Genomic DNA, 14,211 nt, shown 5'->3' with positions numbered 1-14,211 from the left:
CTCTATTCCTCTAATACATTGTTGGGAATAAGAATTGAAACAGTTTTGGAGGAGCTAACCTGCCCCGAAGGATCCGCAGCTGAAACAGTTAGTTCAACCGTACGTGTATAAATAGTGACACCATCTGTTGCAGAAGAGACAGATAAGTTAACTCTCATACCTGCTATAGATACTGCGTCGGGGTTACTGAATGACTCCCAATTCACGGAGTCCGGTGGATCGTTACAATCACCCACAGAATTGGTTTTAACGTAGATAGCATTGTCTACTTTTCTAAAGCCTTTCCGATCACCTTCTACTTCATCACTACCCGAGTCATCATCCCCTCCATCATATGCGTAGAGAATGCATTGCTTATCTCCAGAAACAGAAAGCCCTGCAGTACTAGACGTTTGATAAAAGCTTGCACTTCCAGCCGATGAGTAACCGTGCCTTCTAATTTCTCCGCTTATAGAATCTACCAATATTCCTAATTCTCGATTCAATCTTGTTGCTGCAAGAGTCGTCTCAGCTACAGTGACAACTTGTAGGTATAGAAACAGAGCACCGGACAACACTATCAAACCAACAACCATACCGATCATTAGCTCTATGAGTGTGTAGCCCTTTTGGTTAACCAAGTTTTTATTCATATGAACCCACCGTGATCATATGATGTTCCGAAACGTAAATGTTTTTTTTAAAATCACCACTTGGACTAGTGAATTCTATCGCGCTACTTACCGATCTGATGTCCGGCATGAAAAAACCAATTGCAGCTGAGGCAACGTCTACCTCTACCCCTTCATACTTGGATTGATCCACGTATAAACTAGATTTATCACAGGCATTTGAACTAGCGGCTTGAGAACTTATATAGACACACCAGTTGCCCGCATCGGTTACTAGATTGGCATAACGATCAGCGTTATTTGAAACAGCTTCGCGCTTAGCTAATACGATCTGACTGTATACGGCTTCAACGGCACTATTTAGACGAGCTTTATCTACATGGTCCTGGTAAGAAGGTATAGCAATAGCAGCAATGATTCCTATAATTGCCACCGTCACCATCATCTCTACCATAGTGACGCCCCTCTGCAGAAAATAGCGATTCATCATCTACCCCAGCACTCTGAATCTGCATAATTAACGCCATCAAATGTATCAATGGAACCATCTCTATCCACAGCAAAGGTTCCGCAAGATAGATCTGAAAAAACGGGCTCAGCTTTAACTACAAATGAATCGGACGAATTACTAACAACAGATAACGTATAGTAATGATCATTTGAATCTAAGATTGCGCTTCCCCATAATTCAGTCGAAGTAGCGAACTCCGTGTTGTTTGCACGATACTTTTCTTGATCAATTCTTGCTTGAGCAAGGGAATTCATAGCATCAGACCTTTTCGCCTGCAGTACATAATCCTGATAAGCCGGATAAGCGATAGCCGCAAGAATTCCGATAATCGTCACTACGATCATCAATTCAATCAGAGTAAAGCCTTTTTGGTGACGCATTGAATCCCTCCGTTACATTCATTAAATATAGCAGAGGAACAGAAAATGGAGGGGGTTTTACTGAATATTCAGAACCTGAACTTCGAAAAGAATCGTTTTTCCTGCAAGAGGGTGATTGAAGTCAACTTCCACGCGCTCGTCATCAAACTCAACGATGACACCGGGCAGTTCACCACCGGGCTCTTGGAATGAGATGACTAAGCCTGGCTCTAGCTCCATATCTTTGAAGTCTGAGCGTTTCATGGTTTGGATGTTGCTTGGGTTGTGCTGACCAAAGCCGCGTTCTGGATCGATGGTTAGATCGAGATGATCGCCTACTTTAAGCCCCGTCAAAGCGGCTTCAAAGCCTTCTGGGATATTACCATCACCCACTTCAAATTCGACCGGAGCGCCTTCGAAGTTAGAGTCTACGATCTGTCCATCGGTGAGTTTGATCGCGAAGTGCATGGTCACTTTACGGCCCTGTTCAATGGTGAATTCGCTCATCTATTTACTCCGGTCTTTTGATAAAAATAGTGCATCAACAATCAATGCGATGGCGCCGAGAGTGATACCCACATCGGCGATATTAAAGGCTGGGAAGTACCAACCTGCATAGTGAAAGGATAGAAAATCCACCACATAACCGTGAACAATACGGTCAAAAAGATTGCCCAGAGCACCGCCTAAAATAGCGGCATAACCAAAGGCCTGTATCTTTTGCTGTGGCTCCGTTTGGCGTAGCCAGTGAACAATCAACCCACTCACGACAACCGCAATGGCCACAAATAGCCAGCGCTGCCACCCTGCTTCACTGGCTAAAAAGCTAAAGGCTGCGCCAGTATTATGCAGTAACCTTAGATCGAAGATGGGAAGAATAGAGATCGGCAGGTTGTAGCTCAGCATACTGGATGCCAACGCTTTACTGCCAAGATCAAGCACCACAATGGCTAGGCTGAGCCATAGCCACTGCATTGCCGAAGGGTTACGCGTAGTGACGCTGCTCACCTTCGCCCTCTACGTTATCGACACAACGTGTACACAACTCTGGGTGATCGGCGTTTTGACCGACATCTTCACGGTGGTGCCAACAACGAGCACACTTCGCCTCTTCCGAAGCCTTAACCGCAACTTTCAGGCCGTCAACCGCTGTTTCACGAGCGTCTGCTCCATTCGCTAGCGGCTCAATGCTGGCAGTCGATGTGATCAAAACGAAGCGAAGCTCATCACCTAGGCGATTCAAATCGGCTGTGATCTGCTCATCAGCATAGAGTGTCACTTCAGCGGCTAACGAAGCTTTAACTAGCTTCTCGTTACGCGCCTCTTCCAAACACTTGTTAACCGCCTGTTTAACCTGCAGCACACGCTCCCAGTACTCACGACCAAAGGCATCGTCTGCAGTCATCTCAAACAAGCCCTCGTACCAGGTCGTTAGCATGGCACTTTCAGGGTTGTTACCTGGTAGTACTTCGATGATCTCATCAGCGGTGAAGCTCAAGATCGGTGCAATCCAGCGAACCAGCGCCTGCGCAATGTGGTACAGAGCCGTCTGACATGAACGACGCGCCAAGCTATCTGGCTTAGTCGTGTACTGACGATCTTTAATGATGTCTAGGTAGAAGCCACCCAGCTCTTGTGCACAGAAGTTGTGAACTTGCTGGTAGACATCCAAGAAACGGTAGCTGTTGTAAGCATCGATCACACGCTGTTGCAGACGGTAAGCAGAATCGACTGCCCAACGATCCAGCGCCAGCATCTCTTCTGGTTTTACGCTGTGCGCTTCTGGATCAAAGCCGTTTAGGTTCGCCAGTAGGAAGCGCGATGTATTTCGGATACGACGGTAGCTGTCTGCCGTACGCTGAAGAATCTGATCCGAAACAGCCATATCACCCGAGTAGTCTGTAGAGGCAACCCACAGGCGAAGAATATCCGCACCTAGCTTGTCATTCACCTGCTGTGGTGCAATGACGTTACCCAGTGACTTAGACATCTTGTAGCCCTTCTCATCAACGGTAAAGCCGTGAGTCAGAACCTGCTTGTACGGTGCACAACCGTTAATCGCGATCGATGTTTTCAGTGACGACTGGAACCAACCACGGTGCTGATCCGACCCTTCTAGGTACATGTCAGCCGGGAAGTGCAGGCTCTCTTTGGTACGCAGAACTGAGTGGTGCGTAACACCCGAGTCGAACCAAACATCCATGGTGTCGGTCACTTTATCGTAATCTGCTGCTTCTTCACCCAACAGCTCTGCTGGATCTAGATCAAACCATGCATCGATACCGGTCTCTTCGATACGCTGCGCAACCTGCTCGATCAACTCAGTCGTGCGTGGGTGAAGTTCACCTGTCTGCTTGTGAGTGAATAGCGTAATCGGCGTACCCCAGGTACGTTGACGTGATACACACCAATCTGGGCTCTGGCCAACCATCGCTTCGATACGCGTCTGCCCCCAATCTGGGAACCACTGCACCCCTTTGATCGCATCCATCGCGTCCGCTTTCAGGTTCTCTTTCTCCATAGAGATGAACCACTGCGGCGTTGCACGGTAGATCAGTGGCGTTTTGGTACGCCAGCAGTGTGGGTAACTGTGTTGGAAACGTTTTAGGTGCACCAACTTACCTTCACGCTCTAGGGCTTCTGTCACTGGTGCATCCGCTTTGTAGACATGGATGCCAGCAAACTCACCTGCCGCGTCAGTGTAAACACCATCGGCTTGAACAAGGTTGAGAGTTTTAAGGTCGTAGCGATTACCAACAATGAAATCGTCCATACCATGATCAGGCGCCGTGTGAACCGCACCGGTACCTGCATCGGTTGTAACGTGATCACCCAAGATGACGGGCACTTCACGATCAAACACAGGGTGTTCAAGTTTAAGTAGCTCCAGCGCCGCACCATTCACGCGACCCAACACTTCATACTTATCAACACCCCAGCGCTCCATGATTGACTCAACCATCGACTCAGCTAGAACCTGGTAATCAACACCGCTCTCAAGGTGAACTTCAACCAGGGCATACTCCAACTCACCGTTAACCGATACCGCTTGGTTAGCAGGAATTGTCCAAGGTGTGGTTGTCCAGATGACCAGCGAAACCTTCTGTTTGTCGGTACCGAACAGTGCATTCACTTTGGCTTGATCGACAAAGGTGAAGCGCACATCGATTGCGGTAGAGGTTTTGTCTTGGTACTCAACCTCAGTCTCAGCCAAAGCTGATTTACCGACCACACTCCAGTAGACCGGTTTGTAACCTTTCACTAGATGGCCACGTTCTGCAATTTTGCCCAGTGCACGAACGGTATTCGCTTCGGTTTTGAAATTCATCGTTAGGTAAGGGTCATCCCAATCACCCTGAATACCTAAACGAATAAAGTCCTCTTTCTGACCGGCGATCTGCTCAGTCGCATAGGAGCGACACTTAGCACGGAAATCCGCGTAAGAGACCTTCTCGCCCGCTTTACCGATCAGTGTCTCAACCTTGTGCTCGATCGGTAGACCGTGACAGTCCCAACCTGGCGTGTAAGGCGAGTCAAAACCACTGAGAGTTTTGGATTTGATGATCATATCTTTGATGATCTTATTCACCGCGTGACCAATGTGAATGCTGCCGTTAGCGTAAGGAGGGCCATCGTGCAGAATAAATTTTGGTCGACCTGCGCTCACTTCACGAATTCGTGCGTAAAGATCCATCTCTTTCCATTTAGCAAGACGCTTAGGTTCAGCAGATGGCAGGTTACCGCGCATTGGGAACGCAGTTTCCGGCAGGTTTAGAGTCGGTTTGTAATCGGTCATCAATCCAGTCCCAGTTTAGGTATTTGCGGCAGCGAACCAAGCGCGCGCTGCAGCGATATCTTTTGCGATCTGTTCTCGCAAAGCATCCAATCCATCAAAGCGTTGCTCTGAACGCATTGGATGTAAAAATTCAACACTGAGCAGCTCACCATAGAGCTGCCCCGAAAAATCTAGCAGGTGCACTTCCAACACAGGACGCACACCATTAAGTGTCGGCCGACTGCCAACATTGCAAATCGCGTTATAGGCCTTACCCGCCAAGTGCGCCCTTACCGTGTAGACACCCCGCATAGGGCAGGCGTATTTATGCATGCGCACATTGGCTGTCGGAAAGCCGAGCTCACGACCCACTTTTTGCCCATGTTGCACACGGCCGGTGACGCGATAGCGACGCCCTAACAAACGAGCAGCTAAGGATAAGTTGTTAGCGGTAAGCGTTTCACGAACACGTGAACTGCTGACTCGCTCATCCTCTAAAATCAGTGTCGGTGTGTCAGCGACGGTAAATCCATGTGATTCACCTGCAGCCTTAAGCAGTGCGTAATCGCCACAGCGATCACAACCAAAACGAAAATCGTCACCCACCACAAAGTGCTTTACATCCAAGCCCTTCAGCAGCAGCTCATCAATAAACGCCTCAGCTGACAGTGAACGTAAACGCTCGTTGAAACTAAGACAAAGCACGCGATCAACCCCTTCAGCTTCTAACAGGCGAAGCTTCTCGCCGAAACGCGTTAGGCGAGGTGGCGCAGACTCTGGCGAAAAAAACTCACGTGGTTGCGGTTCAAACACAATCACAACAGAGGGCAACCCCAGTTGTTGCGCTTTTTCTCGCACACCTGACAGTATCATCTGATGGCCTAGGTGAACGCCGTCAAAGTTACCGATCGTCGCAACGCAGCCGCGATGATGATCGCGTAAATTGTGAAGCCCTCGAATCAGTTCCATTGCGTTATCAGTTTCACCCAAGCATCAGACAAATAATAAACGCGCGATTATAGCGCATGCAGGCCCCTCTAATTAAGACCTAAAGCGCTATGTTTGAAGGAATTTGTTGGCTTTAGCCACGCAAATGACGAATTCTGACACCGGAAAGGATCAAAGCGATGCAATAAACCAGAACAGCACCGGCCACGAGTAGGAACATCCACTCGACTCTCTGCCATAGACTAGCCGATAACCAGTCGGCAGCAGCCGGTGCAAACAGCAGAATAACCGCCGCCATCAATGCATTAGCAAACAACAACTGCATCGACCATCTTAACCAGCCAGCTTGCCACTTAAAGACACCCTGTTTAATTAAGCCATGCAACAGCCAGCCAGCATTCATGAAGGCCGACAGCGCGGTTGCTAAAGCAAGCCCTGCATGCGCCAGAGGGAAGATAAGAATCAAGTTAAACACCATATTCGCCACCATCGCTTTAACAGCGATTTTGACGGGGGTTTTGGTATCTTGGCGAGAGAAGTAGCCCGGCGCCAGCACCTTAATCAGCATAAATGCGAGCAGACCTAAGCCATAAGCACGAAGACTCATGGCGGCCATGCTGACATCTCGATCGGTCATCTCACCGTAGTGGAACAGCGTCGTTAGGAGGGGTTCCGCCAACAAAATCAGTGCGACAGCCGAAGGAATGCCAATCAAAAGCACCATGCGCACGGCCCAATCCAACATTTTGGCGAACTCTTCCCCTGACTTTTCAGCGTGCTTACGAGAGAGACTTGGCAGAATCACCGTCGCAATCGCGATACCAAACACACCCAACGGTAGCTCTGCCAGACGATCTGAGTAGTAGAGCCAAGAAACACTGCCCGTCTGCAAGAACGAGGCAAGCACGGTATCCAGTAGCAAGTTAATTTGTGCAACCGACACACCAAACAGAGCGGGCAGCATCAGCTTCAAGATGCGCCGAACCCCTTCATCCTTCCAACCGGCTTGCGGTACCGGCAATAGACGTAGTCGCGCTAAAAACGGCAACTGGAACAGCAATTGGACGGTACCGGCCATCAACACACCCCAGGCCAGCGCCATAATGGGCGGATCAAACAGGGGGCTGAGGTAGACCGCTGAACCGATTAGACAGACATTCAGCAATACGGGGGTAAACGCGGGCACCGCAAATCGCTCATAGGAGTTCAGAATGGCACCACAAAATGCGGTTAGGGATATCAGCATCAGATAGGGGAAGGTAATGCGCAGCATGTCAGCCGCAAGACCAAAGCTCTCGGAGCCTGACATATAGAACCCAGGCGCAAACAGCATCGCCAATAGTGGCGACCCCAGACTGCCCACCAGCGTGACCAGCAACAACACAGAACCCAAGCTGCCTGCTGTGCGATTTACGAGAAATTGAACCGCAGTTAGATCACGTTGCGATCGATACTCAGAGAGCACCGGTACGAAAGCCTGAGCAAAAGCCCCTTCAGCAAAAAGACGTCGTAAAAAGTTAGGAATTTTGAATGCGACAAAAAAAGCGTCGGATGCACCACTGGCACCGAAGTAACCCGCGACCACCACATCACGAATTAATCCCAGCACTCGCGAGATCATCGTCATAATGCCAACCACAGCACTTGAGCGCAGCAGACCGCCGCCAGATGTCGCTTTTTGACTCAACTTTTAACCTCAAAGTGCTGAATTAATCCGTCGATTATCGCCTACCCAAGAAGAAGGTCAACTAAAAGTGCATTTCTTCTGTGTTTAATGCTTGACAGACGGCAACGATATCGGAATAATTTCGCATCCAATTTTGAGAGACACTTGTCTCGTTTGTTTAACTCAAATTTAAGGAGCTCAGCTGTGGCAAATTCCGCAGGATCTCGTAAACGTGCTCGCCAGGCGGAAAAGCGTCGTCAACATAACGCTAGCCTGCGCTCCATGGTACGTACTTACATCAAGAAAGTACTAAAAGAAGTTGCTGGTGGTGACCAAGCTGCTGCTAACGAAGCATTCAAAGTTGCTCAGCCTATCCTAGATAGCTCAGTAAACAAAGGAATCTTCAAGAAGAGCGCTGTTGCACGCACTAAGAGCCGCCTAAACGCACGCATCAAAGCGATGGCTGCATAAGCGACTACTTAAAAGCTTTTCTAAAAACCCGCTACTTAGCGGGTTTTTTGTTGCCTGCAACCTGGAAGATGCTGACAGAGTCCATACCGGTGACTGGCTTTAGCCTGTCATCCGCTGGTAGACCTTACTGCCAATCTGGAAAACACCGATAAAGCAGATGACAGGCTGAAGCCAGTCACTGGTGCTCTTAGATAAACTCTAATAAATACCAATCGCGGCCTTTCAAGACCGCTCCAACAGTGCCTGATTCTAATCTCGTGCCAGTCGTCCACGTCCGATCGAGACGTGAGTACGATGATTTTTCACGGTTAAGAGTTCAATCGGCTGAGGCCCGGATGGCCGAAGTCTGCAACGGAGGCAGGAGCCGACTTAGTGCCATGGAAGGCATGTATTCCGTTAATGCAGGAGCAATTAACGGTTTGCAGTGTCCTATTGGACTTCAGTGAAAAATCATTGAACGGAGCGTGCCGCAGGCCGAGTGAGCGTGGTCAGTTTGATCCACAGGATGTGGTGAATACCGAAAGTGCAGGAGCACACTTTGGGTGCTGCTTACTTTTTGCTGACCAAAAAGTAAGGCTGGTCGCCTTTAGGCGAGTAGAAAGCTTTTGATCTAGATTTAAAATGATCGCGACCTCTGCGAGATCGCTCCTACAAGATAAAAATCGTGGCCTTTTCAAGACCGCTCCAACGATTTAGGCCAACGCCATATTATCGCGATGGACTAGCTCTGGATCAGTGATGTGACCGATAAGGGATTCGATCTCTTGGCTGGCGTGACCTTTGATACGGTCCGCCTCATCGAAGGCGTAGTTAACCAAGCCGCGTGCGATAACCTCACCGCCAGTATCGACCAGCTCGACCATCTCACCGCGTGAGAAATCACCCTCTACTTTGACAACGCCCGCAGGCAGCAGTGATTTGCCACCCGTTTTAAGCGCTTTAACCGCGCCAGCATCCAATACTAGACGACCACGCGCCTGTAGATGCCCAGCGATCCAGTGCTTACGCGCAGCTTGGCGACCGTGATCAGGTACTAACAACGTACCAATCTCTTCACCCGAGAAGATTCTTAACAACGCACTCTCTTCACGACCGCTAGCAATAACCGTTACAGCACCTGAACGAGCCGCAAGTCGAGCAGCACGCACTTTGGTTGCCATACCACCACGACCCAACTTACCACCGCCACCGGCGATCTGAAGGAAGTGATCATCTTCGGCACGACCTTCGGCGATTAATTCAGCATTAGGGTTAGAGCGAGGATCCGCAGTGAACAGCCCTTTCTGATCCGTCAGTAGAATGAGCGCATCAGCTTCAATCGCATTAGCCACCAACGCACCGAGCGTATCGTTATCACCAAACTGAATCTCACTGGTCACAACCGTGTCATTCTCATTAACGATGGCTACAACGCCCAGATCGATTAGAGAGCGCAACGTCGAACGTGCGTTTAGATAACGCTTACGGTTAGAGAGGTCATCATGCGTCAGAAGAACCTGAGCGGTATGAAGGTTGTGTTGCTGAAAGCTGGATTCATACGCTTGCACCAAACCCATCTGACCGACAGCGGCGGCGGCTTGCAGTTTATACATCTCGCTTGGACGTTCTGACCAGCCCAAACGATTCATCCCCTCGGCTACAGCACCCGAAGAGACAAGAACCACTTCAACACCCTGCTGCACCAGTTTAGCGATCTGCTCAACCCAGCCAACAATCGCTTGCTGATCTAGACCTTTACCATCATCCGTCAGCAGCGCACTGCCGATTTTGACGACCCAACGACCCTTTTCTGTTAACCGTTGACGTGATGCAGACATGTTACTTTACGTACTCCACTTCAACATCGTAATCGTCATCATCGAAGTCATCCCAATCATCAGCTTCGCCCGCTTCACGACGCGCACGCATTTCGGCACGCATACGCTCAAGATTTTCACGCGCTTCACGGTCAATCTGCATACGCAGCTCACGCTCTGCATCCACCAATTCTGGATTCTCTGCAAGCGCCTCTTTCTTCTCATCAAGATAGTCTTGCAACTGATGGACCAAAAGATCAGTGCCTTGCTTGTTGATAGCAGAGATACGGAATACCGGACCATCCCATTCCAACGCATCGATCACTGACTGACAACGCTCTTCAAGCTCCTCTTCTGGCACCATGTCGATCTTATTCAGCAACAACCAGCGAGGCTGATCAGCCAAGGTAGGCGAGAACTTATTCAGCTCATTAACTGCAGTGACCGCTGCTTCAGCAGGTGTCACCTCGTCCCAAGGCGCCATATCAACCAGGTGCAACAGTACACGGTTACGCGCCAAGTGTTTTAGGAAGCGAATACCAAGACCGGCACCCTCTGCGGCACCCTCAATGATTCCAGGGATATCGGCAACGACGAAGCTGCGGTGCGCTTCGGTTCGAACAACACCCAAGTTAGGTACCAAGGTAGTAAATGGGTAATTAGCCACTTTAGGCTTAGCGGCTGAGATCGAACGAATCAGCGTCGATTTACCGGCATTTGGCAGACCAAGAAGGCCGACATCAGCCAGGACACGCAACTCCAGACGAACGTTACGCAACTCACCCTCGGAACCTTTAGTCGTTTGACGAGGTGCACGGTTCACACTGCTTTTAAAACGCGTATTACCCAAACCGTGCCAACCGCCCTGAGCGATCTTTTCAACCTGACCGACAGCCGTCAGATCCGCCAACACCTCATCGGTATCCACATCCACAATGGTGGTACCGACTGGCACTTTAAGCACCAGATCTTCACCTTTGGAGCCGGTACACTGACGGCCCTGACCGCCCTCACCGTTTTGTGCTTTGTAGTGACGCGTAAAGCGGTAATCAATCAGAGTGTTAAGACCTGAATCGGCTTCGACAAAAATAGAACCACCATCACCACCGTCGCCACCATCTGGGCCACCTTTTGGAATGTACTTCTCGCGACGGAAACTCATACAACCGTTTCCGCCTTTACCGGCTTGTACGGTAATCAGTGCTTCATCAACAAACTTCATCTCTTTCTCCTAAATGGAGGAAAAATAGGGCCAGATCGTCTACCAAAACTAACGACATGATCCTATTTTCCCTCAGTGGGCTGATTTTACTCTGGTAAGAATCAACCTTACATGCTTTTTTAATCTTTATGCCTTTTGAAACCGCGTCTGGCTTCAGCCTGACACGCTGACACGGCCTAAAAAACAAAAAAACCCGCCTAAGCGGGTTTTTTACGTAACAACGAAACTTAGGCAGTTTCGATGCTAACGAATTTACGGTTGTGAGGGCCTTTAACTTCGAACTTAACAACACCGTTTGCTTTCGCAAATAGAGTGTGGTCTTTGCCGATGCCTACGTTTGTACCAGCGTGGAATTTAGTACCGCGCTGACGAACCAGGATGTTACCCGCAAGTACTTCCTGACCACCAAAACGTTTAACGCCTAAGCGTTTCGACTCCGAGTCGCGTCCGTTACGCGTTGAGCCGGCTGCCTTCTTATGAGCCATTCTCTAATCTCCTAGATTCGTTGATCAGCCGTTAATGCCAGTGATTTTAACTTCAGTGTACCACTGACGGTGGCCCTGACGCTTCATGTGGTGCTTACGACGACGGAACTTGATGATTTTCACCTTGTCACCGCGACCGTGTGATACCACTTCAGCAGAAACTTTAGCACCTTCAACAACTGGCGCGCCAACTTTAACGTCGTCGCCGTTGCTAACAAGTAGTACGCGATCGAAATCAACGTTTGAACCAGCTTCAACAGCTAGTTTTTCTACTTTAAGGGTCTGACCCTCTTGTACGCGGTACTGTTTACCACCGCTTACGATTACTGCAAACATCTGTGTTCTCCAATATTTTGCTTACCCGGCTACTAATACGAAACCTGCTCTGAAGGGCTGATGTCTTACGACACCCTCGCACAGGGAGCGTTATTTGGACAAGCTAGGGCGCAGAATAATACAGAACCCCCCACTCAAACTCAACCCTTATTTACACTAAATTGAGGCATTGGAAGGCCTATACACCAGAGTCATATTGACACCCCCGCTCTCACCCCCTAGCATCCGTCTGTCATTTATAAGTAGTAACCAAAATGCAACCACACCAACTCAACCCACTGATCGAGCCTCAATTCGATGCCGTTACGGATTACATCCTTAACAATCTTGGCTCCAATGTCCCTCTAGTAGAGAAGATTGCACATCACATTGTTGAAGGTGGCGGTAAGCGCTTGCGTCCGTTGTTGGTTCTACTGGCTGCCAATGCCGCTGGCTATAAAGGGGAACAACACATTCCACTGGCAGCGGTCATCGAATTCATTCATACGGCAACACTGCTGCATGACGATGTGGTCGACAACTCTGAGCTACGTCGCGGTAACGCCACCGCAAACGCTCAGTGGGGTAATGCGCCGAGCGTATTAGTCGGTGACTTCCTCTACTCTCGCTCATTCCAGATCATGGTTGAGATTGGCCGCATGGAGATCATGCAGGTCATTTCACACGCCACTACGATCATTGCCGAAGGCGAAGTTCTGCAGCTGCTAAACCAGCGCAACCCAGATACCAGTGAAGAGTCTTACCTTCAGGTCATTCTTGGCAAAACGGCCATGCTGTTTGAAGCAGCAACAGAGGTCGGAGCAATTCTAGCGGACAGCTCTGCAGAGAATCGTGAAGCCCTAAGACTTTATGGTCGCCACCTTGGCATCGCCTTCCAAATCGTCGATGACCTACTCGACTATCTATCTGATAGCGAAACCATGGGTAAAAACGTTGGAGACGACCTCGCCGAAGGCAAAGCCACACTGCCGCTGATTCATGCAATGCGCGTCGGCAGCGATGAAGATAGAGAGTTGATTCGCCAAGCGATCCGCAAAGGTGGACTGGATGATTTATCACCGGTACTCGAGATCGTGCAACGCAATGGATCGATAGACTACTCGCGTCAAAAAGCAGCCGAAGAGATCGATAAAGCGAAAAACGCGATCGCCTCTCTACCAGACACTTCGTTTAAAGTGACGCTGAATCAGATTGCTGATTTGGCTATCGCAAGAACCCAGTGAACACTTTGGTGACAGGCCTTCAGCCTGTCATCCGCTTTCCAATAACATAAATTATCAGGAAGACGCTGAAATAGCCGATGACAGACTGAAGTCAGTCACGATTCTTGGCCGGTGACTGGCTTTTAGCCTGTCACCTTCACTGGCTTCGACCTACCGACGCACCAACCGATAAACCACTTCACGCTGATTTTCAAAACGCCCTTCACTTAGATCAGCGCTATCAAGCTCTTCAATCTCAAACTCAGCAGAGAATAGACGTTGCACTTCATCACCTTTTACTGAAAAAGGTGGTTCGTTTCTAGGATTGTCATACTCGAGCGCAATCAACAAAATCTGATCGCCTACCACTGTGAGCCTTGCGATGTGCGCGGAGTAGTCGATTCGCATCTCGGGCGGAAGTGCTATTAGTGCCGCTCGATCGTAGATGGCTCGTGGGTGATTAAGCGCAGCGCGGGTGGTTTTAAAGACATCACCAGCCAACAGAGAGATTCCATCACGCTCACGACGGTGAAAAGCACCCTCATCAATGGCATCGATATCGACACCCTGCTCTGCAAAAAAGTCACGGCACGCCAGATCACTCAACTCAACACCGATGACCTTATGACCCTGCTCACGCAACCAAAGCATGTCGCGGCTTTTACCACAGAGCGGCACAAAGATAGACTCCTCTCCAGACAGCTCAAGTGTGGACCAATATTTCGTCAACCAAGGGTTAAAATCTGACTGGTGAAAACCGATGCGATTTTCAGACCAGCGCTCATGCCAGAAGGCGTGTTTCATAGGGGTTTTTCCTTAAAATGGGGTG

15 protein-coding genes are annotated in these 14,211 nt (G+C 49.5%); 2 read left to right on the top strand and 13 right to left on the bottom strand.

Annotation, left to right across the window (positions count from 1 at the left end; genetic code table 11):
- Positions 1–2 precede the first annotated feature (2 nt).
- The 8 genes from XMD564_RS00335 to murJ form a co-directional block, all read right to left on the bottom strand.
- A complete protein-coding gene (locus XMD564_RS00335) occupies positions 3–632 on the bottom strand; it encodes a PilW family protein (RefSeq protein WP_173507615.1) in 630 nt (209 codons plus the stop codon).
- A complete protein-coding gene (locus tag XMD564_RS11305; protein WP_256415743.1) occupies positions 625–1,098 on the bottom strand; it encodes a Tfp pilus assembly protein FimT/FimU in 474 nt (157 codons plus the stop codon). The genes XMD564_RS00335 and XMD564_RS11305 overlap by 8 nt, the downstream gene beginning before the upstream one ends.
- On the bottom strand, positions 1,098–1,502 hold the full coding sequence (locus XMD564_RS00325) for a type IV pilin protein (protein WP_173507614.1): 405 nt from the start codon (positions 1,500–1,502) through the stop codon (positions 1,098–1,100). The genes XMD564_RS11305 and XMD564_RS00325 overlap by 1 nt, the downstream gene beginning before the upstream one ends.
- 57 nt (positions 1,503–1,559) lie before the next feature.
- Positions 1,560–1,988, bottom strand: coding sequence for a peptidylprolyl isomerase (locus tag XMD564_RS00320; RefSeq protein ID WP_173507613.1), 429 nt, complete (start codon positions 1,986–1,988; stop codon positions 1,560–1,562).
- A complete protein-coding gene (lspA, locus tag XMD564_RS00315; RefSeq protein WP_173507727.1) occupies positions 1,989–2,456 on the bottom strand; it encodes a signal peptidase II in 468 nt (155 codons plus the stop codon).
- 10 nt (positions 2,457–2,466) lie between these two features.
- Positions 2,467–5,277, bottom strand: coding sequence for an isoleucine--tRNA ligase (gene ileS, locus XMD564_RS00310; protein ID WP_173507612.1), 2,811 nt, complete (start codon positions 5,275–5,277; stop codon positions 2,467–2,469).
- Between the two features lie 15 nt (positions 5,278–5,292).
- Positions 5,293–6,225, bottom strand: a complete 933-nt coding sequence (gene ribF, locus XMD564_RS00305; RefSeq protein WP_173507611.1) for a bifunctional riboflavin kinase/FAD synthetase — start codon at positions 6,223–6,225, stop codon at positions 5,293–5,295.
- A gap of 112 nt (positions 6,226–6,337) precedes the next feature.
- Positions 6,338–7,831: a murein biosynthesis integral membrane protein MurJ gene (murJ, locus tag XMD564_RS00300; RefSeq protein ID WP_173507726.1), complete on the bottom strand. Its 1,494-nt coding sequence runs from the start codon at positions 7,829–7,831 to the stop codon at positions 6,338–6,340.
- Between the two features lie 243 nt (positions 7,832–8,074).
- Between murJ and rpsT the strand changes: the two genes are divergently transcribed.
- Positions 8,075–8,341 carry a 30S ribosomal protein S20 gene (gene rpsT, locus XMD564_RS00295; protein WP_173480367.1) on the top strand — a complete coding sequence of 89 codons (267 nt, stop codon included), beginning with the start codon at positions 8,075–8,077 and terminating at the stop codon, positions 8,339–8,341.
- A gap of 692 nt (positions 8,342–9,033) precedes the next feature.
- On the opposite strand, the gene proB is transcribed toward rpsT, so the two are convergent.
- The 4 genes from proB to rplU form a co-directional block, all read right to left on the bottom strand.
- Positions 9,034–10,158 carry a glutamate 5-kinase gene (gene proB, locus XMD564_RS00290; protein WP_173480366.1) on the bottom strand — a complete coding sequence of 375 codons (1,125 nt, stop codon included), beginning with the start codon at positions 10,156–10,158 and terminating at the stop codon, positions 9,034–9,036.
- Between the two features lies 1 nt (position 10,159).
- Positions 10,160–11,359 (bottom strand): Obg family GTPase CgtA, encoded by a 1,200-nt coding sequence (gene cgtA, locus XMD564_RS00285; protein WP_173480365.1) that lies wholly within the window; start codon positions 11,357–11,359, stop codon positions 10,160–10,162.
- Positions 11,360–11,586: 227 nt separating this feature from the next.
- A complete protein-coding gene (gene rpmA, locus XMD564_RS00280) occupies positions 11,587–11,844 on the bottom strand; it encodes a 50S ribosomal protein L27 (protein WP_173480364.1) in 258 nt (85 codons plus the stop codon).
- Positions 11,845–11,868: 24 nt separating this feature from the next.
- The gene (gene rplU, locus XMD564_RS00275) at positions 11,869–12,180 is read right to left on the bottom strand and encodes a 50S ribosomal protein L21 (protein ID WP_173480363.1); all 312 of its coding nucleotides are present in this window, start codon (positions 12,178–12,180) and stop codon (positions 11,869–11,871) included.
- Positions 12,181–12,434: 254 nt separating this feature from the next.
- Here rplU and XMD564_RS00270 point away from each other — a divergent pair, with 254 nt between their 5' ends.
- Positions 12,435–13,403, top strand: a complete 969-nt coding sequence (locus XMD564_RS00270; protein ID WP_173483847.1) for a polyprenyl synthetase family protein — start codon at positions 12,435–12,437, stop codon at positions 13,401–13,403.
- Positions 13,404–13,553: 150 nt separating this feature from the next.
- Here the strand turns inward: XMD564_RS00270 and tmpT are convergent, their stop codons facing one another.
- The gene (gene tmpT / locus XMD564_RS00265; protein WP_173507610.1) at positions 13,554–14,186 is read right to left on the bottom strand and encodes a thiopurine S-methyltransferase; all 633 of its coding nucleotides are present in this window, start codon (positions 14,184–14,186) and stop codon (positions 13,554–13,556) included.
- Positions 14,187–14,211 lie beyond the last annotated feature (25 nt).

Source organism: Marinobacterium sp. xm-d-564 (assembly GCF_013283345.1).
In the GTDB taxonomy this organism is placed as follows: Bacteria; Pseudomonadota; Gammaproteobacteria; order Pseudomonadales; family Balneatricaceae; genus Marinobacterium_E.
The sequence above is the reverse complement of the archived record's forward strand: the minus strand, read 5'-3'. Positions and strand labels throughout refer to the sequence as shown.

Excerpts from the sequence above, each read along its gene's own strand:
- murJ (WP_173507726.1), bottom strand. The coding sequence starts at position 7,831 with ATGACGATGATCTCGCGAGTGCTGGGATTAATTCGTGATGTGGTGGTC.
- XMD564_RS00325 (WP_173507614.1), bottom strand. The coding sequence starts at position 1,502 with ATGCGTCACCAAAAAGGCTTTACTCTGATTGAATTGATGATCGTAGTG.
- proB (WP_173480366.1), bottom strand. The coding sequence starts at position 10,158 with ATGTCTGCATCACGTCAACGGTTAACAGAAAAGGGTCGTTGGGTCGTC.
- XMD564_RS00335 (WP_173507615.1), bottom strand. The coding sequence starts at position 632 with ATGAATAAAAACTTGGTTAACCAAAAGGGCTACACACTCATAGAGCTA.
- XMD564_RS00270 (WP_173483847.1), top strand. The coding sequence starts at position 12,435 with ATGCAACCACACCAACTCAACCCACTGATCGAGCCTCAATTCGATGCC.
- lspA (WP_173507727.1), bottom strand. The coding sequence starts at position 2,456 with ATGCAGTGGCTATGGCTCAGCCTAGCCATTGTGGTGCTTGATCTTGGC.
- ribF (WP_173507611.1), bottom strand. The coding sequence starts at position 6,225 with ATGGAACTGATTCGAGGGCTTCACAATTTACGCGATCATCATCGCGGC.
- ileS (WP_173507612.1), bottom strand. The coding sequence starts at position 5,277 with ATGACCGATTACAAACCGACTCTAAACCTGCCGGAAACTGCGTTCCCA.
- rplU (WP_173480363.1), bottom strand. The coding sequence starts at position 12,180 with ATGTTTGCAGTAATCGTAAGCGGTGGTAAACAGTACCGCGTACAAGAG.
- tmpT (WP_173507610.1), bottom strand. The coding sequence starts at position 14,186 with ATGAAACACGCCTTCTGGCATGAGCGCTGGTCTGAAAATCGCATCGGT.
- XMD564_RS11305 (WP_256415743.1), bottom strand. The coding sequence starts at position 1,098 with ATGAATCGCTATTTTCTGCAGAGGGGCGTCACTATGGTAGAGATGATG.
- rpmA (WP_173480364.1), bottom strand. The coding sequence starts at position 11,844 with ATGGCTCATAAGAAGGCAGCCGGCTCAACGCGTAACGGACGCGACTCG.
- XMD564_RS00320 (WP_173507613.1), bottom strand. The coding sequence starts at position 1,988 with ATGAGCGAATTCACCATTGAACAGGGCCGTAAAGTGACCATGCACTTC.
- cgtA (WP_173480365.1), bottom strand. The coding sequence starts at position 11,359 with ATGAAGTTTGTTGATGAAGCACTGATTACCGTACAAGCCGGTAAAGGC.